This is a genomic window from Paenibacillus sp. PsM32, from assembly GCF_030433815.1.
Lineage (GTDB): Bacteria > Bacillota > Bacilli > Paenibacillales > Paenibacillaceae > Saccharibacillus > Saccharibacillus kyungheensis.
The window spans coordinates 22,579-36,658 of record NZ_JARUWY010000004.1 but is presented as its reverse complement, the minus strand read 5'-3'; the positions used below and the strand labels follow the sequence as shown (position 1 = coordinate 36,658).

The following is a 14,080-nucleotide window of genomic DNA, read 5'->3' as shown; positions in this document are numbered from 1 at the left end:
CCTTTTCTATTTTGTTTCTATTAATTATGATTTCTATAAGTGACTTACTATATATAGTAGCTAATGATTACAGATAGATCGGTGCTACTTGATTTGTCTGCTCACGATTACGTCCTACAGAGAAGATAGCAATCGGAATACCAGTCAATTCAGAGACACGAGTAACATAATTGCGTGTTGTTTCTGGCAATTCGTCCAATGTCTTCACGCCAGTAATATCTTCGCTCCAACCTGGCATTTCTTCATAGACTGCTTCACATTCAGCAAGCATTTTAAGACTTGCAGGGTAGTGCGTAATAAACTCGCCTTTGTATTTGTAGCCAGTACAGATTTTGACTGTATCTAGACCTGTTAATACATCTAAAGAGTTCAAAGACAATCCAGTAATACCACTTACACGACGTGCATGACGAACTACAACACTATCGAACCAGCCTACACGACGTGGACGACCAGTTACTGTACCGTACTCATGACCTTTTTCGCGGATAGTATCACCTGTTGCATCTAACAATTCAGTAGGGAAAGGACCATCACCCACACGAGTTGTGTATGCTTTCGCTACACCAATAACTTGTTGGATTTTGGAAGGACCTACTCCAGAACCGATACATACTCCACCAGCAGAAGGATTAGACGAAGTCACAAATGGATATGTACCCTGGTCGATATCCAACATTACACCTTGTGCGCCTTCAAAAAGAACACGTTTGCCAGCATCGATCGCATCATTCAACACAACAGATGTATCTTGTACATACTGACGAAGAATTTCAGCATAACCTAAGTAATCTTTCAAAATTTCTTCTACATCTACAGGCTCGCCGCCATAGACTTGTGTAATCACTTGATTTTTTTCTTTTACTTGATGACGCAATTTAATTTCAAATTCTTCCGGGTCCATCAGATCAGCAATACGAATACCCGAACGAGCTGTTTTGTCCATATAACAAGGGCCAATCCCTTTACGTGTAGTACCGATTTTGTTAGGACCTTTGCGATCTTCTTCCAAAATATCCAATACCATATGGTACGGCATAATCACGTGAGCGCGATCGCTAATCGTTAAGTTTTTGGTAGTGAAGCCATTGTCATGCACATAGTTAATTTCATCGATCAATGCGGATGGATTAATAACCATACCGTTACCGATTACACAAGCTTTATCTTCGTAAAATATTCCAGAAGGAATCATAGTTAATTTGAATTTTTTCTCATTAATTAGGATGGTATGACCTGCATTGTTACCACCTTGGTAACGTGCAACAAGATCAGCACTCTCCGAAAGATAGTCTGTAATTTTACCTTTTCCTTCGTCTCCCCATTGCGTTCCCACAACGACTACAGTTGACATGAAATCATTCCTCCGTAGGTGTTTTTATACACCGTGAATTTGAGCTGTCCGTTGCAAAAAACAACTGATCAACAGCGAATATATTGCAAACAGCCAGACAGCATGAAAACTTCCTTGCGAGGAACGGTCAGACGTGTGCAAATCATAATGATCCGTTTCGCAGCGGAAGGGCATAGCAGTGCTGTAACGCAAAGACTTACTAAAGCAATGTAAGCTTTTCAACACCATTATCAGTGTAACAGGCTGCTTTTTTAAAGTCAAATGAAAAGCGAACAATACATTCAATTAAAAATATTATCGTTCGGAAATGATCACTTAACTTCTCCATACTCCACCTTTACTTAACGTCAAACCACATTTTTGGTAAAAAGAAGCGTGTTCTTCTGTAAACGTACAGGTTACAATTTCAATTTGATGATGCTTCGCTTGCTGTAATAGCGTATGTACCAGATGAGTTCCTAGCTGTTGATAACGATAGTCAGGATGAACAAGAATGTCTTCTAAATACCCATGTTGCAATCCCATACCTGAGATATAGCCAAATGCAATCAATCGCTGTGCTTCATCTCGCGCTCCTGCATAAAACTGACACCGCTCTAATAAAGCAGGATAATCTTGCTCTCGCCGCTCCCATCCTACCGCTGCACGCAGATCAGGTACTTCGTGAGGTCTTATAGGTAGATTGATATGGATATGTTGTTTCATGTATTACACCCTTTCAAAAAGAAGTCAGTCTTTAAAAAGCACATCTACAAAAGAAAAGAACCGCCTGAGCAGTTCTTTTGTTATATATTGATGTTCATTTGTTTACGTAACTCTTCTATCTTAGAACCAATTTGTTTGGCTCCATCTTCAGATAAAGGGGCATGCATAGTAAGGGTGTGAATAGTATTCGTTTCTTGCTCGGATTTACCGTATAGGCGTGAGTATCTACGAGGTATAGCTGATCTTGCCTTTTGCAAAGCAAAATATCCATAAGTTCCACGTCTTATTTTGTTTGTCATTGGCATCACATCCTCTCTCTGTAGTATAACATAATCAAAGATTTCCCTATAGCTGGATCAAGCAAATAACGGGGGTAATGATCTATATTTCCTATAAACTGAGCACGATATACCCGTTCATAATAATCAATTAAGTTTGTTTTGGGTGTAAGTACTACAAACCCATCAAATCCAGCATCAAAACTAATCTTATACGCACAAGCGAACAGCACTTTACCAATATTAATATAGGAAACTGTACGTTGATGTTGCGGAGATTTTTCTACTAAAGCAAGCTCTACAAATAAATTGCCCTGATCTTTTCGATATGCCAAACAGCCATGAATCATTCCATGGCTGTCGACTAACTTCAAAGCAGTAAATATAGAGTTAGATTGTAAGTAAATATTCCAATCAAATGATGCTTCCCAACCTAATTTAGCAGAGATGTGTGGCAAATCTGATGTAGTTAAAGGAAAAAAATCAGCAAATGTGATAACGCCCGCTGTATCTTCAAGAATCCAAGGCACTTTCTACACTCCTCTATATCCACTACTTACTATTGAAATAATATGTTGTACCGCTATCCTGCGAACATATCCGATTGAACACGTTCGTAGTTTACGAATTTATTAAAGTTTTTCAAAAACACCAATTCTACCGTACCTACCGGACCATTACGCTGTTTAGCAATAATAATCTCGATAATATTTTTCTTTTCTGTATCTGCATTATAATAATCATCCCGATACAAGAAAGACACAATATCCGCATCCTGCTCAATGGAACCGGATTCCCGCAAGTCAGACATCATCGGGCGTTTATCTTGACGTTGCTCTACACCACGACTGAGCTGAGACAGTGCGATAACCGGTACAGACAATTCACGAGCAATTTGCTTTAGCGTACGCGAGATTTCAGAAACTTCTTGCTGACGGTTCTCGCCGGCTTTACCGCGTCCAGAGATAAGTTGAAGATAATCGATCACGATCATACCCAGACCCTTTTCTTTTTTCAAACGACGGCATTTGGCACGAATCTCTGAAACGGTAATGCCCGGTGTATCATCAATATAGATCTCTGCTTCAGACAACGAAGAAATACCCATCGTCAGCTTCGCCCAATCTTCATCACCTTTAAATTCACCGGTACGCATTACATTCGCATCCAGATTCGCTTCCGCACAGATCATACGTTGGACAAGCTGTGCCGCTGACATCTCCAGACTGAAAATAGCTACCGTTTCTTTGGCACGTACCGCTACATTTTGCGCAATATTCAGTGCAAATGCCGTTTTACCTACCGAAGGACGAGCCGCTACAATAATCAGATCGCTTCGCTGAAATCCAGCCGTCATTTTGTCCAAGTCGACGAATCCAGACGGAATACCTGTCGTATTCCCGCTATTTTGATGCAAAATTTCAACCCGTTCAAATACTTCCATCAACACATCACGAATCGCGATAAAGCCACTACCTGTACGACGATTAGAAATTTCCAAAATCCGTCGTTCGGCATCGCCAAGCATACTGCCGACATCTTCGCCGCCACCATACCCTTCGCTAACAATCTGTGTTGCTGTTCGAATCAAGCGACGTAACATCGACTTTTCTTCGATAATTTGAGCGTAATAATCGACGTTAGCCGCTGTTGGTACCGCATGAGCAAGCTTCGCCAAATAACTAACGCCACCGATATCTTCTAGCTGTCCACGATCTTGTAATAAAGAAGTTAATGTAATCAGATCTATCGGCTGATTTTCTTCACCGAGATTAACCATTGCTTCATAGATCAGTTGGTGTGATTTATCGTAAAAATCTTCGCTGTCTACCCGTTCCATCACTGTAATTAACGCTTCCGACTGAAGCAAGATCGCTCCGAGTGCCGCCTGTTCCGCTTCTAAATTCTGTGGCGGAACCCGATCGTAAAACATTTCGCCGCCCATTTTTACTCCTCAGTAACTTGGACTTTGAGCGTTGCTTTAACATCATGATGTAATTTTACAGCAACTTGTGTTACACCCAATGTACGGATAGGCTCATCCAATTCAATTTTACGTTTATCGACTTTATGTCCTTTTTTGCTCAACGCTTCAGCGATTTGTTTGCTTGTGATTGCTCCGAATAAGCGTCCACCTTCACCGGATTTAGCTTTTAGATCAATCGTCAATGCTTCAAGTTGTTTCGCAAGAACTTCTGCTTCTTCTTTTTCTTCTTGTTTTTGTCTTTCTACAGCGGCTGCTTGATTTTCAAGAATTTTTACATTGCCGCCTGTTGCTGGTTTAGCATGACCATTTTTGATCAAGAAGTTTTGTGCGTAACCGTCTGCCACCTCTTTTACTTCACCTTTTTTACCGCTACCTTTTACGTCTTTAAGAAAAATAACTTTCATTCAAATAACCCCTCTTCCTTTTCCATTTGATCTAGTACTTCACGAAGTCGTGACTCCGCATATTCAATACTACCTTCAAGCTGAACGGCTGCATTGGTCAAATGACCGCCACCGCCTAATCGTTCCATCACGACCTGTACATTCATTTTACCAAGAGAACGGGCACTAATTCCAATCAAGCCATCCATTCGCTCGCTAATCACAAATGAAGCATGTACATTATTCATATTAAGTAGCGAATCTGCCACCTGTGCAATCAACAGTTGTGGAACCTGATGACCGGGTTCAGTTACAGCCAAAGCAACATGATTATGAATAATTTTGGCGTGCTTAATAATCTCAGCTTTGGCGATATAGTCGCCTAATTCTTCTTTGAGCATTCGTTGTACCAATACGGTATCTGCACCATTGCGACGCAAAAATCCTGCCGCTTCAAATGTACGTGAACCGGTATGTAGCGCAAAATGCTTGGTATCTACAATAATCCCAGCTAGAAGCGAAGTAGCTTCTAGTGTTGTAAATTGTACTTTATCATGAATATATTGCAATAGTTCGGTTACAAGTTCACAAGTAGAAGAAGCATACGGCTCTAGATATACCAGAACAGCATCATTGATAAATTCTTCCCCTCGACGATGATGATCGACAACCACAACACGCTTCGCTCGATCAACCAACTTCGGCTCAATCGTCATCGACGATTTGTGCGTATCAACCACCACTAACAATGTCTGTTCAGACATCGCATTCAGTGCTTCATCTGGTGTAATAAAGCGTACAGATAACCGTTCGTCCAGCTCAATACGCTCCATCATTTTCTCAATTGATGGATTGACTTTATCAAGTACGATATACGCATCTACATCATACATATCAGCAGCTTTTAACATGCCGATAGCTGCACCAACCACATCCATATCCGGTATTTTGTGACCCATAATAAGCACTTGATCACTATCTAGCATCAGATCACGTAGAGCATGAGCAATCACGCGCGCACGCACTCTTGTACGCTTCTCTACCGCATTAGACTTACCACCGTAAAAAGATAGACGTTGATCTGCTTTGACAGCGGCTTGATCTCCGCCACGCCCCAGAGCCATATCCAGACTGGATTGTGCCAGTTCACCCAGCTCACTGATGCTACCTGCCCCGAATCCTACTCCGACACTAAGCGTTAACGGCACTTTAAGATCAGCAGTCATTTCTCGAATCTCATCCAAAATCACAAACCGACTTTGTTCCAATTCGCGCAAAGATTTTTGATTAAGTAGCAATAAGTAACGCTCGGAGGATAATCGTCTTACATAGATACCGTAGTTTTTGGCCCAATCGGTAATTCGTGTAGCAACACGCGCAATCAGACTGGTACGCTGTTGATCGTCCATTCCTTGCGAAGCTTCATCAAAATTATCTAAAAATACAATACCAAGTGCCAGACGTTCTTCTTCATGACGATCACGCAAATCTGCAAATGTCGTTACATCTTGCAAATAAATCAATCGTTCATCAGGTAAAATAATAAACTCGATCGTTAGATGTCCATGTGGCAATTCAAAGCGTACTTCTTTTGAAGACTCTTTGCGTGCTTCTTCTTTGGCTTGCTGATACGTATCACCAAACCTTGGAAAACATTCTTCAAGGGAAGTGCCTACCAGTGTTTTGCGTCCAAACATACTACCGATATAACGATTATGCCATTCAATCGTATACTGATTGTCATATAAAATAAGACCAAAAGGAAGCGTACTGACCGCTTCCTCCTCTACCCGTCTAATCCGAAAAGATAATCCCGCGATATACTCATCCAATTCCCTGCGAAACGTAAGCTCTGCACGAAGTAAAGATACACCGAACAAAATTACACAGCAAAGTGCAGCCAGTCCGATCATCCAATTGAACCAAGACAGCAAAATGACCAGAACAAGCATAAGCAATGAAGCCCATACTGTTCGATAACCATGCCAGCGGTTTAATAAAAAATTAGGCATCATTCATCACCTTACCGTTTCGGTCTCGTAATATATTCGCGGAGCGGGAACGCTAGATCAATAATACCAACAATACGAAGTGGTGGAATCAATACCACAACTAAAGCTAACAGAAACGGAAGAAACGAATTCCATTTCCGATGATGACCTAAGAAAAATACAAAGCCAATCGTTTGAATCGTAAAAGCAATATGTATCAGCGGCATGAAATTAAGAACAAACGCTGCCAATACACCTGTTATATTTGTAGCTACAAAATATTCTAAAAATACAGCAAGTAAATAATACCAGATCAATGATCGAGGTAATCTCCAATCACGTGCAGGTCTTAATTTAGGAACAGAGTAGTTCATGCCTTCCAAAATCGGACGACAAATAGCATGTGTAATCACAACCATTGTAAATGAACTGATAATCAAAGCAAATGGAATCATCTGTAATGTATAATTCCACAATCCTCGCACAAATTCAGGCGAGAAGATATCAGCGATATCTGGATTGATATCCGCCATAGCTCGCATCGGAGCGACAGATAGCTCTACAATATCTTTTACATAGATCGCTAGATTAAACTTATAGACTACTGTAGCAAAAATTAATAACAATAACATTTCGACTAGCGTGGTAATTCCGGTCGTAAATATTACTCGAAGTGCAGATGCATTCTTTTTGTACAACCGTCCCATTACAATACCTGGAACCATAAAGAATATACCCAGTATCGCTACATAAATGCCTAACCTACCTTCTAACTGAATCGCTACGATCATCGTAATCAACCAGACTGGAACCAGGTGCATAATGAATTGGCGCAAGGATAGTGTCGAGTACAGCACGACTACAGGCACAATCAGAAAAAATATCGTTATAATGGATAATGAAGTTAATAAAGACAGCAACAGAAGCAAATAAGCTATACTCCATGCCACCGATGTCCAGCGCAATTTCAAAACATTCACCTCTTACCTACATGTTATTCAGCAATTAGCTAAAAAAGATTTACTCATAATTATAGCATAAACGCTAATAAACACACATCGATTTATCGATACTGCTTACGTAACTTTCATATTCTTAGCCATTCTTGATTTTTCAGGGTTATACTCCCCACTACGTACAAATTGCTCACAATATTCTATAATCTGACTACGTCTAACAATACCAATAAAACGATTCATATCATCGACAACAGGTACAAAGTTCTGTACTTTTGCTAGATTGATCAAATCCTCCATATTCGCATCGATGGATACAGGCTTATTGTCTTTTTGCAAAGGTACATCCGACATTAGAAATTTAGAAGCGTTCTCAAAAGTCACTTTGCCTTCGGAATTTTTCATAAACCATAATAGATCGCCTTCTGTTACTGTACCTGCGTATCCTCCATCTTTATTCAACATCGGCACTGACGTATAGCGATGGTATTCCATTCTTTCAAGCGTCTGACGTAGTGTCGAATTAAGGGTGACACAAACGACCTCCTGCTTCGGTAGCAGAAAAAACGCAATATTCATGAAAAATCCTTCCTCTCATAATCTCAAGACCACGAACATGATCTTATCCTGAATCATTGTTTTGGTATGAATAGGCTTGTGCTCAATCCTGTACAGTACGTTTCAGCCCATACTTCGTTTCAGGATTCTCTTTTATTCTAAGCGATATTGACGTGACAATAAAGCAAGCTAGTGAATCAGAGAACCCGCAGTGTCGGTAGCTCCATCGGCTGAATCTCTATTATTTATATCGGAATCAGAAGCGTCTGATTTCATCCATTCATCGATCAAATCTCTCGCTTCTTTAATTTCACTTTCACGCGGCACTTCATAATATACACCATCTACATATTCTCCATCACCAGCAATCGTAAATGAAGTCACTTCAGGCTTGCCGGTACGTAAGATTTGACTTGCTAAGCCTGTAATCGTTTGTGGGCGCATATCTGTTTTGAAATTAGTACCCATAATATCTAACAATTGAGGAATTTTTTCAATCTGATTAAGCTGTATCGCTTGGTCTGCGAGAGCTTGTAAAAAAATCTGCTGACGTTTGGTACGTCTAAAATCACTATCTTCACGATAGCGCACATAATAAAGTGCTTCTTGTCCAGAATAAATAGGCTTACCGCCTTTGATAGTAAACTGCTCATGGTTAGGATCTTTATTTACGATATCTTCTTCTATCGGTAATTTTATGCCTCCTAAGGCATCTACAGAATCAATAAGACCTTGAAAATTAATCGTGGCATAATATTGTAGCTTTTCATCCATAAGATTCTCAACCGTATCCATCGTCATCTTGATACCACCAAATGCAAAGGCATGATTGATTTTATCTTTTTTGTCTTTGCCTATAATCTCAGTGTACGTATCGCGTGGAATCGAAATGAGTAGCACTTTAGATTCCAGAGGACGCATAACAGCATAGATAAGGGTATCTGAACGTGCAGTCTCGTTATCACGTTGATCACTACCAACCAATAACATTGAAAACGGCTCTGTCAGTACAGGAAGTGCTTCGGTAGCTTCTTGCTCGCCACCAATTTGACGTACAGGTTGATATGTCTGTGCTAATTGATCTTCAATACTGCCCGCTACGAACCAATCGAACATCAATGCAGAGATCGGTTTCCGCAACAGAAAAAGGCTTCCAGCTACGACAACTAATGCAATTGCAGCTCCAATAGCTATTTTACGTTTTCTCGCCATTCATCCATTCCTCTTTTCAGACAGACCCGTATTATCTTCATTAAACGTTTGATAACGACTATGACACAGGTTGATGGTTTTGCTAATTATACTTCAAAAAGCATATTTACAACATAAAAAGCGCACAGGATCACATCTTCGAAATCCAGACATGATTCTGTGCGCTATAGAAACAGACAAATCAACGATTTATCTGCATATATTTATAATAGTAATAAATATATACTACTCAGTTGTGTAAGGTAGCAATGCGATTTGACGAGAACGTTTAATCGCGATAGTCAACATACGTTGGTATTTAGCACTTGTACCTGTTACACGGCGTGGCAAAATTTTACCACGTTCGCTGATAAATTTACGAAGCAAGTCCGTATCTTTATAATCGATGTGCTTAATTTTGTTTACAGTGAAAAAACATACTTTACGACGTTTGTTACGGCCACGGCGTCCACCTGGACGTCTGCCTTCTCCATCGCCGCTTTCGCGTCTATTGAAGCTCATATCATTCAGTCCTTTCTTTCATTAAAATGGCAAATCATCATCGGAAATATCTATCGGTTTACCGTCATCAGAGAATGGGTCCTGGTTATCTCGTGAGTTGTTGTTTCCATTATTACTATTATAGTTGCTACGGTTATTACCGCCGCCGCTATTGTTAGAATTATTGGAAGACTCTTCACGGGATGATCCTCCACTGCCGCCACCATCACGATTAGATTCAAGGAAACGAACATTATCAGCAATAACTTCAGTCACGTAAACACGTTTTCCTTCATTATTCTCATAATTACGTACTTGAATTCGGCCTTCAACCGCAGTTAAGCGACCTTTTCGTAAATAGTTAGCACAAGTTTCAGCCAGTTGTCTCCAAGTGACGACCGGGATAAAGTCCGCTTCGCGCTCTCCACCTTGGCTCGTAAAAGGACGATCCACTGCTAATGTAAACTGGGTTACAGCTACACCAGCGGGTGTATAGCGAAGCTCCGGGTCTTTGGTTAACCGGCCGATCAAAATGACACGGTTTAGCAATCCAATCCCCTCCTCGAACGGTTCTTACAATTTAAGCAGATTATTTAGTAACGTCAACAGTAATGAGATAACGAATAACATCGTCAGAAATCTTCATAAGACGTTCTAGTTCAGCAACAACTTCTGGTGCTGATTGGAAGTTTACCAATACATAGATACCGTCACGAATTTTCTTGATCTCATACGCAAGACGACGTTTACCCATTACATCATGCTTTGTAATTTCGCCGCCGTTTGTGATGATGCCTTTGAACTTCTCAACAGCTGCATCTACAGCTTCTTGTTCCAGTTCAGGACGAAGAATGTACATCACTTCATAATTGCGCATAGTTTTCACCTCCTCTTGGACTAAGGCCCCTAATCAATGTCAGGAGCAAGGAACGAGCACAGACTCGAACTATATGATTATACCAAAATATAAGATACGAATACAAGCTTTATTTTAACGAAAACAAAATTTAGTTCAGCTTCTTATAACTTCCTCTTTATTACTATAGATATAAATTAAAAAAGCTCCATCGCAATTCTGCGACAGAGCTTAGTAAACGATATGTAAGTTGCAAAAATAATATGGAAGTAAAAGTGGCGGAGAGAGAGGGATTCGAACCCTCGCACGCCCTGAAGCGCCTAACTGATTTCGAGTCAGTCCCCTTATAACCTCTTGGGTACCTCTCCTTGTCTGAGTTGACAACAAAATTGATTATACTGCATTGTATTTAGGTTGGCAAGAATAGATTTCCCTTTACAGAACAGCATTTTCCGCCTATATTGGTACCTGGTCATAATCCAACTTAACTATACATATTGTCGTTCAATTGTTACTGTATCTATCTGTACTATAACAGTTTTAGAGTCTTTATTGCCATTAGGCAAAGCCTTATACATCCTATGCATTTTTATAGATTTTGATGAATATCCTTTGTTTTGATAGAATTTACCGCTAGGAATCTCATTTCTTTGCTGGTGCTCTTCCTGTATCTATTTCCTCTTAATTTTGCTGATAATTATATAAAATCAACTACGTTCTATACTTTATCCTCTGATTTATGACTAGATTTGAGCCATAATCTACTATAAAACTTGCTTTCGATCGTCTCCTGTTATATTCTACTATCTCGCTGTTATATCTATCTTTTTGATTTCTAGAGTTATGCACAATCCTACTAAAAAGCAAATAAAAAAGGTTATCCACAGTGGATAACCTTTGATTTCACTCTTTTTGATCTGTATGCTGTTGATAACTTTATATTTTCTTCAGTCGCTTACTCACTCATTGGTTGAACTTCACTATCTGCTGAGCGTAATACTTTTTTCATATTTTTCTCAAATTTGGCTCTAGGTACTAATATACTATGCTTACAACCTACGCATTTTATCCGAATATCCATTCCCATTCGAATAATCTCCATTTCATTACTTCCACAAGGATGTGGCTTTTTCATTTGCACAATATCGCCCAATTGAAAAACCTTACGTTCCATTTCTTCACCCTCCACCGTTCCTGATCGCATTACTTTCTCTATCGTCCTATAATCTTATACTTTAGCACACTTATCCACATGTTTATATTGATTATTCTTATAGCTTTTATTGATCGTTTGATATATTTTCGTCTCGTTTATCTTTTGCCTGTGATTCTAGTTCTCCTTCACCTTGTAACGGAGTATTGGCTGCTTCTAGTTCTTTTTGTTTTCGAGCTTCTTCCTCTTGTTGCTGGGCTTCTAACAATAGTCGTTGCTCTTCTTCATGATCCAGTGCTTTTTTGACAGCCGTTTGTACCGCACGCTCTACTCCTGCTCGTGAATTCGGCTGACACTCGGCAACGATTCGAATCGCATACTCTGCTGTTGTTAACGATTGAATCCCTAACACTTCTGGCATTTTCAACATTTCTGGATGATCGTCTTTCAATTCTTCTACCGCTTGTTTTACTAATTTCAGCGCATCGTCCATACTTCGTTCTAATTTCAATGGAACATCTACAACAGCCAACGAATTAGAAAGTGAAAAGTTCGTTACACTGATAATCGAACCATTTGGAATAATATTCACTTCACCATTCCAGCTCACTAGACGGGTTGTACGTAATCCCACCATCTGTACAGTTCCTTTATACGTTCCTACTTGAATCACATCACCTACTGCAAATTGATCTTCAAAAATAATAAAGAATCCTGTAATAATATCTTTAACTATACTTTGTGCACCAAAACTGATTGCTAGACCTGCTACCCCGGCCCCTGTTAATAACGGTGTCAAATTAAATCCAAATTCATTCAACACTAACATAATCATAATAAAATTAAACACACTAGAAACAACGTTTTTTAATAGTTCACCTATCGTAATAAACCGTCTTGGATTCGTTCTTAGCCTACTTTTGTCTTTCCCTTGCAAAGAACGTTCAATCACTTTACTTATAACTTTAATAGCGATTTGAGTTAGTATAAAAATCAGAACTATACGAATACTGGAAAATAAAAATTGCCACCACATATCTGTATCGCTCGCCCATTTCCATAACCCGCTCGTAAATCCGCTAACTTGATCTGTAGCTGTTTCTGTTAATTGCTGAATATCTTGTCCACCTGTTTCTTGATTTAAAAAGCCTTTCATTCATTCACCCTCCTATAACACAACTTGCTCATATGTCTGTTGTTTTTGTTTGAAAATGCCTCGGATCTCGACTTGTTCTGTTTTAATAATATGATCGACTTCGTGCAAATCTGTTTCTGGGAATTGTATACATAGCGCACAACCAGCGGTAATTTCTTTCGGTGTAGGGAACATATCATTTTCAATATCTGCGTATTCCAGTAACATCTCTGCTCGTAATGCCTGTTGCGTAGAATCAAAAGCAATCACCAGTATATCATCCATCTTTTTCTTTACCCCCTTTTACAATTGATGTCCCTACAAATTATGCGTTCTCTTTCTTAAAGCTTACACGTATCTGTCTATAGATACAAAATCGCCGCCGTAAACATAAGAGCTATATTAGCATCTTTGTGATCACGACGGCGGTAATAAGGCTTTTAAGCCTTACTTATGATTTGGTTGGTGTTGGCGATTTTGCAAGTTGAATGGCTTCTTTTTCTTCAGGAGATAAGTTGTAGGTAGATTCGCTTTTAACAATCGGCTTCGCATACATATACGAGCTATCTCGATTGTGAAGCCCTGTAAGAATAACACCGTCTGATTCATCATTTAGAATAGCTAGTGAAAAGCTAAGATCACTACCATGATCAGAAAAAGCATTATATCGTTTCATTCCGATATGTGCCGGTACCTGACGCAAACGATTTTCGATCGCTTGAAAACGATCACGTTTGTTCTGTTCATCATCTTCTATCGAATCCATTTGTAATTTCAAGTCTAGCAATAGGGTTTCCAAGTTTTCGACTCCACTACCTGCCATCATCTGATTGTACCGTTTGCGCATTTTGCTTAATTTGACTGCTTGTACGATAGCAATAATCAATAAGATAATCATGATTACAGCTATACCTCCTACAAACAAATACAACTGCTCTGCTATCAGTCCATTCAATTCCGCCATCGTTGTCTGCTCTCCTCTTTCCTTCTTTTATTGCTATTTATATTTTCTAATAAGCTTAGTTAGAACAT

General features: G+C 39.5%; 17 protein-coding genes and 1 tRNA gene. All 18 read right to left on the bottom strand.

Features of this window, described 5'->3' with window-relative positions; all coding sequences use genetic code 11:
* Positions 1 to 67: 67 nt before the first annotated feature.
* Positions 68 to 1,354: an adenylosuccinate synthase gene (locus tag QCD85_RS10225; RefSeq protein WP_274171336.1), complete on the bottom strand. Its 1,287-nt coding sequence runs from the start codon at positions 1,352 to 1,354 to the stop codon at positions 68 to 70.
* 315 nt (positions 1,355 to 1,669) lie between these two features.
* The gene (locus QCD85_RS10220; protein ID WP_301262512.1) at positions 1,670 to 2,059 is read right to left on the bottom strand and encodes a GNAT family N-acetyltransferase; all 390 of its coding nucleotides are present in this window, start codon (positions 2,057 to 2,059) and stop codon (positions 1,670 to 1,672) included.
* An 80-nt stretch (positions 2,060 to 2,139) separates the two neighbouring features.
* The gene (locus tag QCD85_RS10215) at positions 2,140 to 2,358 is read right to left on the bottom strand and encodes a hypothetical protein (protein WP_273614282.1); all 219 of its coding nucleotides are present in this window, start codon (positions 2,356 to 2,358) and stop codon (positions 2,140 to 2,142) included.
* A gap of 5 nt (positions 2,359 to 2,363) precedes the next feature.
* Positions 2,364 to 2,867 (bottom strand): hypothetical protein, encoded by a 504-nt coding sequence (locus QCD85_RS10210; protein ID WP_301262511.1) that lies wholly within the window; start codon positions 2,865 to 2,867, stop codon positions 2,364 to 2,366.
* Positions 2,868 to 2,920: 53 nt separating this feature from the next.
* On the bottom strand, positions 2,921 to 4,282 hold the full coding sequence (gene dnaB / locus QCD85_RS10205) for a replicative DNA helicase (RefSeq protein WP_204825760.1): 1,362 nt from the start codon (positions 4,280 to 4,282) through the stop codon (positions 2,921 to 2,923).
* A gap of 2 nt (positions 4,283 to 4,284) precedes the next feature.
* Positions 4,285 to 4,728: a 50S ribosomal protein L9 gene (gene rplI / locus QCD85_RS10200; RefSeq protein ID WP_273614284.1), complete on the bottom strand. Its 444-nt coding sequence runs from the start codon at positions 4,726 to 4,728 to the stop codon at positions 4,285 to 4,287.
* Positions 4,725 to 6,719, bottom strand: a complete 1,995-nt coding sequence (locus tag QCD85_RS10195; protein WP_273614285.1) for a DHH family phosphoesterase — start codon at positions 6,717 to 6,719, stop codon at positions 4,725 to 4,727. The genes rplI and QCD85_RS10195 overlap by 4 nt, the downstream gene beginning before the upstream one ends.
* A gap of 11 nt (positions 6,720 to 6,730) precedes the next feature.
* Entirely contained in the window at positions 6,731 to 7,678 is a 948-nt protein-coding gene (locus tag QCD85_RS10190) for a DUF2232 domain-containing protein (RefSeq protein WP_274171333.1), read from the bottom strand.
* Positions 7,679 to 7,774: 96 nt separating this feature from the next.
* Positions 7,775 to 8,233: a CBS domain-containing protein gene (locus QCD85_RS10185; protein WP_204825756.1), complete on the bottom strand. Its 459-nt coding sequence runs from the start codon at positions 8,231 to 8,233 to the stop codon at positions 7,775 to 7,777.
* Positions 8,234 to 8,401: 168 nt separating this feature from the next.
* Positions 8,402 to 9,424 (bottom strand): LCP family protein, encoded by a 1,023-nt coding sequence (locus QCD85_RS10180; protein WP_273614287.1) that lies wholly within the window; start codon positions 9,422 to 9,424, stop codon positions 8,402 to 8,404.
* A 225-nt stretch (positions 9,425 to 9,649) separates the two neighbouring features.
* A complete protein-coding gene (gene rpsR, locus QCD85_RS10175; protein ID WP_069326395.1) occupies positions 9,650 to 9,925 on the bottom strand; it encodes a 30S ribosomal protein S18 in 276 nt (91 codons plus the stop codon).
* Between the two features lie 21 nt (positions 9,926 to 9,946).
* Positions 9,947 to 10,453, bottom strand: coding sequence for a single-stranded DNA-binding protein (gene ssb, locus QCD85_RS10170; RefSeq protein ID WP_273614288.1), 507 nt, complete (start codon positions 10,451 to 10,453; stop codon positions 9,947 to 9,949).
* A 40-nt stretch (positions 10,454 to 10,493) separates the two neighbouring features.
* Entirely contained in the window at positions 10,494 to 10,781 is a 288-nt protein-coding gene (gene rpsF / locus QCD85_RS10165) for a 30S ribosomal protein S6 (RefSeq protein WP_204825753.1), read from the bottom strand.
* A 255-nt stretch (positions 10,782 to 11,036) separates the two neighbouring features.
* Positions 11,037 to 11,128: transfer RNA gene (locus QCD85_RS10160), tRNA-Ser, on the bottom strand.
* A 587-nt stretch (positions 11,129 to 11,715) separates the two neighbouring features.
* Positions 11,716 to 11,934, bottom strand: a complete 219-nt coding sequence (locus QCD85_RS10155) for a DUF951 domain-containing protein (protein WP_204825752.1) — start codon at positions 11,932 to 11,934, stop codon at positions 11,716 to 11,718.
* A gap of 106 nt (positions 11,935 to 12,040) precedes the next feature.
* A complete protein-coding gene (locus QCD85_RS10150; protein ID WP_273614290.1) occupies positions 12,041 to 13,069 on the bottom strand; it encodes a mechanosensitive ion channel domain-containing protein in 1,029 nt (342 codons plus the stop codon).
* Between the two features lie 12 nt (positions 13,070 to 13,081).
* A complete protein-coding gene (locus tag QCD85_RS10145; RefSeq protein ID WP_301262510.1) occupies positions 13,082 to 13,333 on the bottom strand; it encodes a DUF3343 domain-containing protein in 252 nt (83 codons plus the stop codon).
* 166 nt (positions 13,334 to 13,499) lie between these two features.
* The gene (locus tag QCD85_RS10140; protein ID WP_273614292.1) at positions 13,500 to 14,012 is read right to left on the bottom strand and encodes a DUF4446 family protein; all 513 of its coding nucleotides are present in this window, start codon (positions 14,010 to 14,012) and stop codon (positions 13,500 to 13,502) included.
* Between the last annotated feature and the right edge of the window lie 68 nt (positions 14,013 to 14,080).

Bases quoted from the DNA above. Each gene is read 5' to 3' on its own strand.
- QCD85_RS10225 (WP_274171336.1), bottom strand. From the start codon at position 1,354: ATGTCAACTGTAGTCGTTGTGGGAACGCAATGGGGAGACGAAGGAAAA.
- QCD85_RS10220 (WP_301262512.1), bottom strand. From the start codon at position 2,059: ATGAAACAACATATCCATATCAATCTACCTATAAGACCTCACGAAGTA.
- QCD85_RS10215 (WP_273614282.1), bottom strand. From the start codon at position 2,358: ATGACAAACAAAATAAGACGTGGAACTTATGGATATTTTGCTTTGCAA.
- dnaB (WP_204825760.1), bottom strand. From the start codon at position 4,282: ATGGGCGGCGAAATGTTTTACGATCGGGTTCCGCCACAGAATTTAGAA.
- rplI (WP_273614284.1), bottom strand. From the start codon at position 4,728: ATGAAAGTTATTTTTCTTAAAGACGTAAAAGGTAGCGGTAAAAAAGGT.
- QCD85_RS10195 (WP_273614285.1), bottom strand. From the start codon at position 6,719: ATGCCTAATTTTTTATTAAACCGCTGGCATGGTTATCGAACAGTATGG.
- QCD85_RS10185 (WP_204825756.1), bottom strand. From the start codon at position 8,233: ATGAATATTGCGTTTTTTCTGCTACCGAAGCAGGAGGTCGTTTGTGTC.
- QCD85_RS10180 (WP_273614287.1), bottom strand. From the start codon at position 9,424: ATGGCGAGAAAACGTAAAATAGCTATTGGAGCTGCAATTGCATTAGTT.
- rpsR (WP_069326395.1), bottom strand. From the start codon at position 9,925: ATGAGCTTCAATAGACGCGAAAGCGGCGATGGAGAAGGCAGACGTCCA.
- rpsF (WP_204825753.1), bottom strand. From the start codon at position 10,781: ATGCGCAATTATGAAGTGATGTACATTCTTCGTCCTGAACTGGAACAA.
- QCD85_RS10155 (WP_204825752.1), bottom strand. From the start codon at position 11,934: ATGGAACGTAAGGTTTTTCAATTGGGCGATATTGTGCAAATGAAAAAG.
- QCD85_RS10150 (WP_273614290.1), bottom strand. From the start codon at position 13,069: ATGAAAGGCTTTTTAAATCAAGAAACAGGTGGACAAGATATTCAGCAA.
- QCD85_RS10145 (WP_301262510.1), bottom strand. From the start codon at position 13,333: ATGGATGATATACTGGTGATTGCTTTTGATTCTACGCAACAGGCATTA.
- QCD85_RS10140 (WP_273614292.1), bottom strand. From the start codon at position 14,012: ATGGCGGAATTGAATGGACTGATAGCAGAGCAGTTGTATTTGTTTGTA.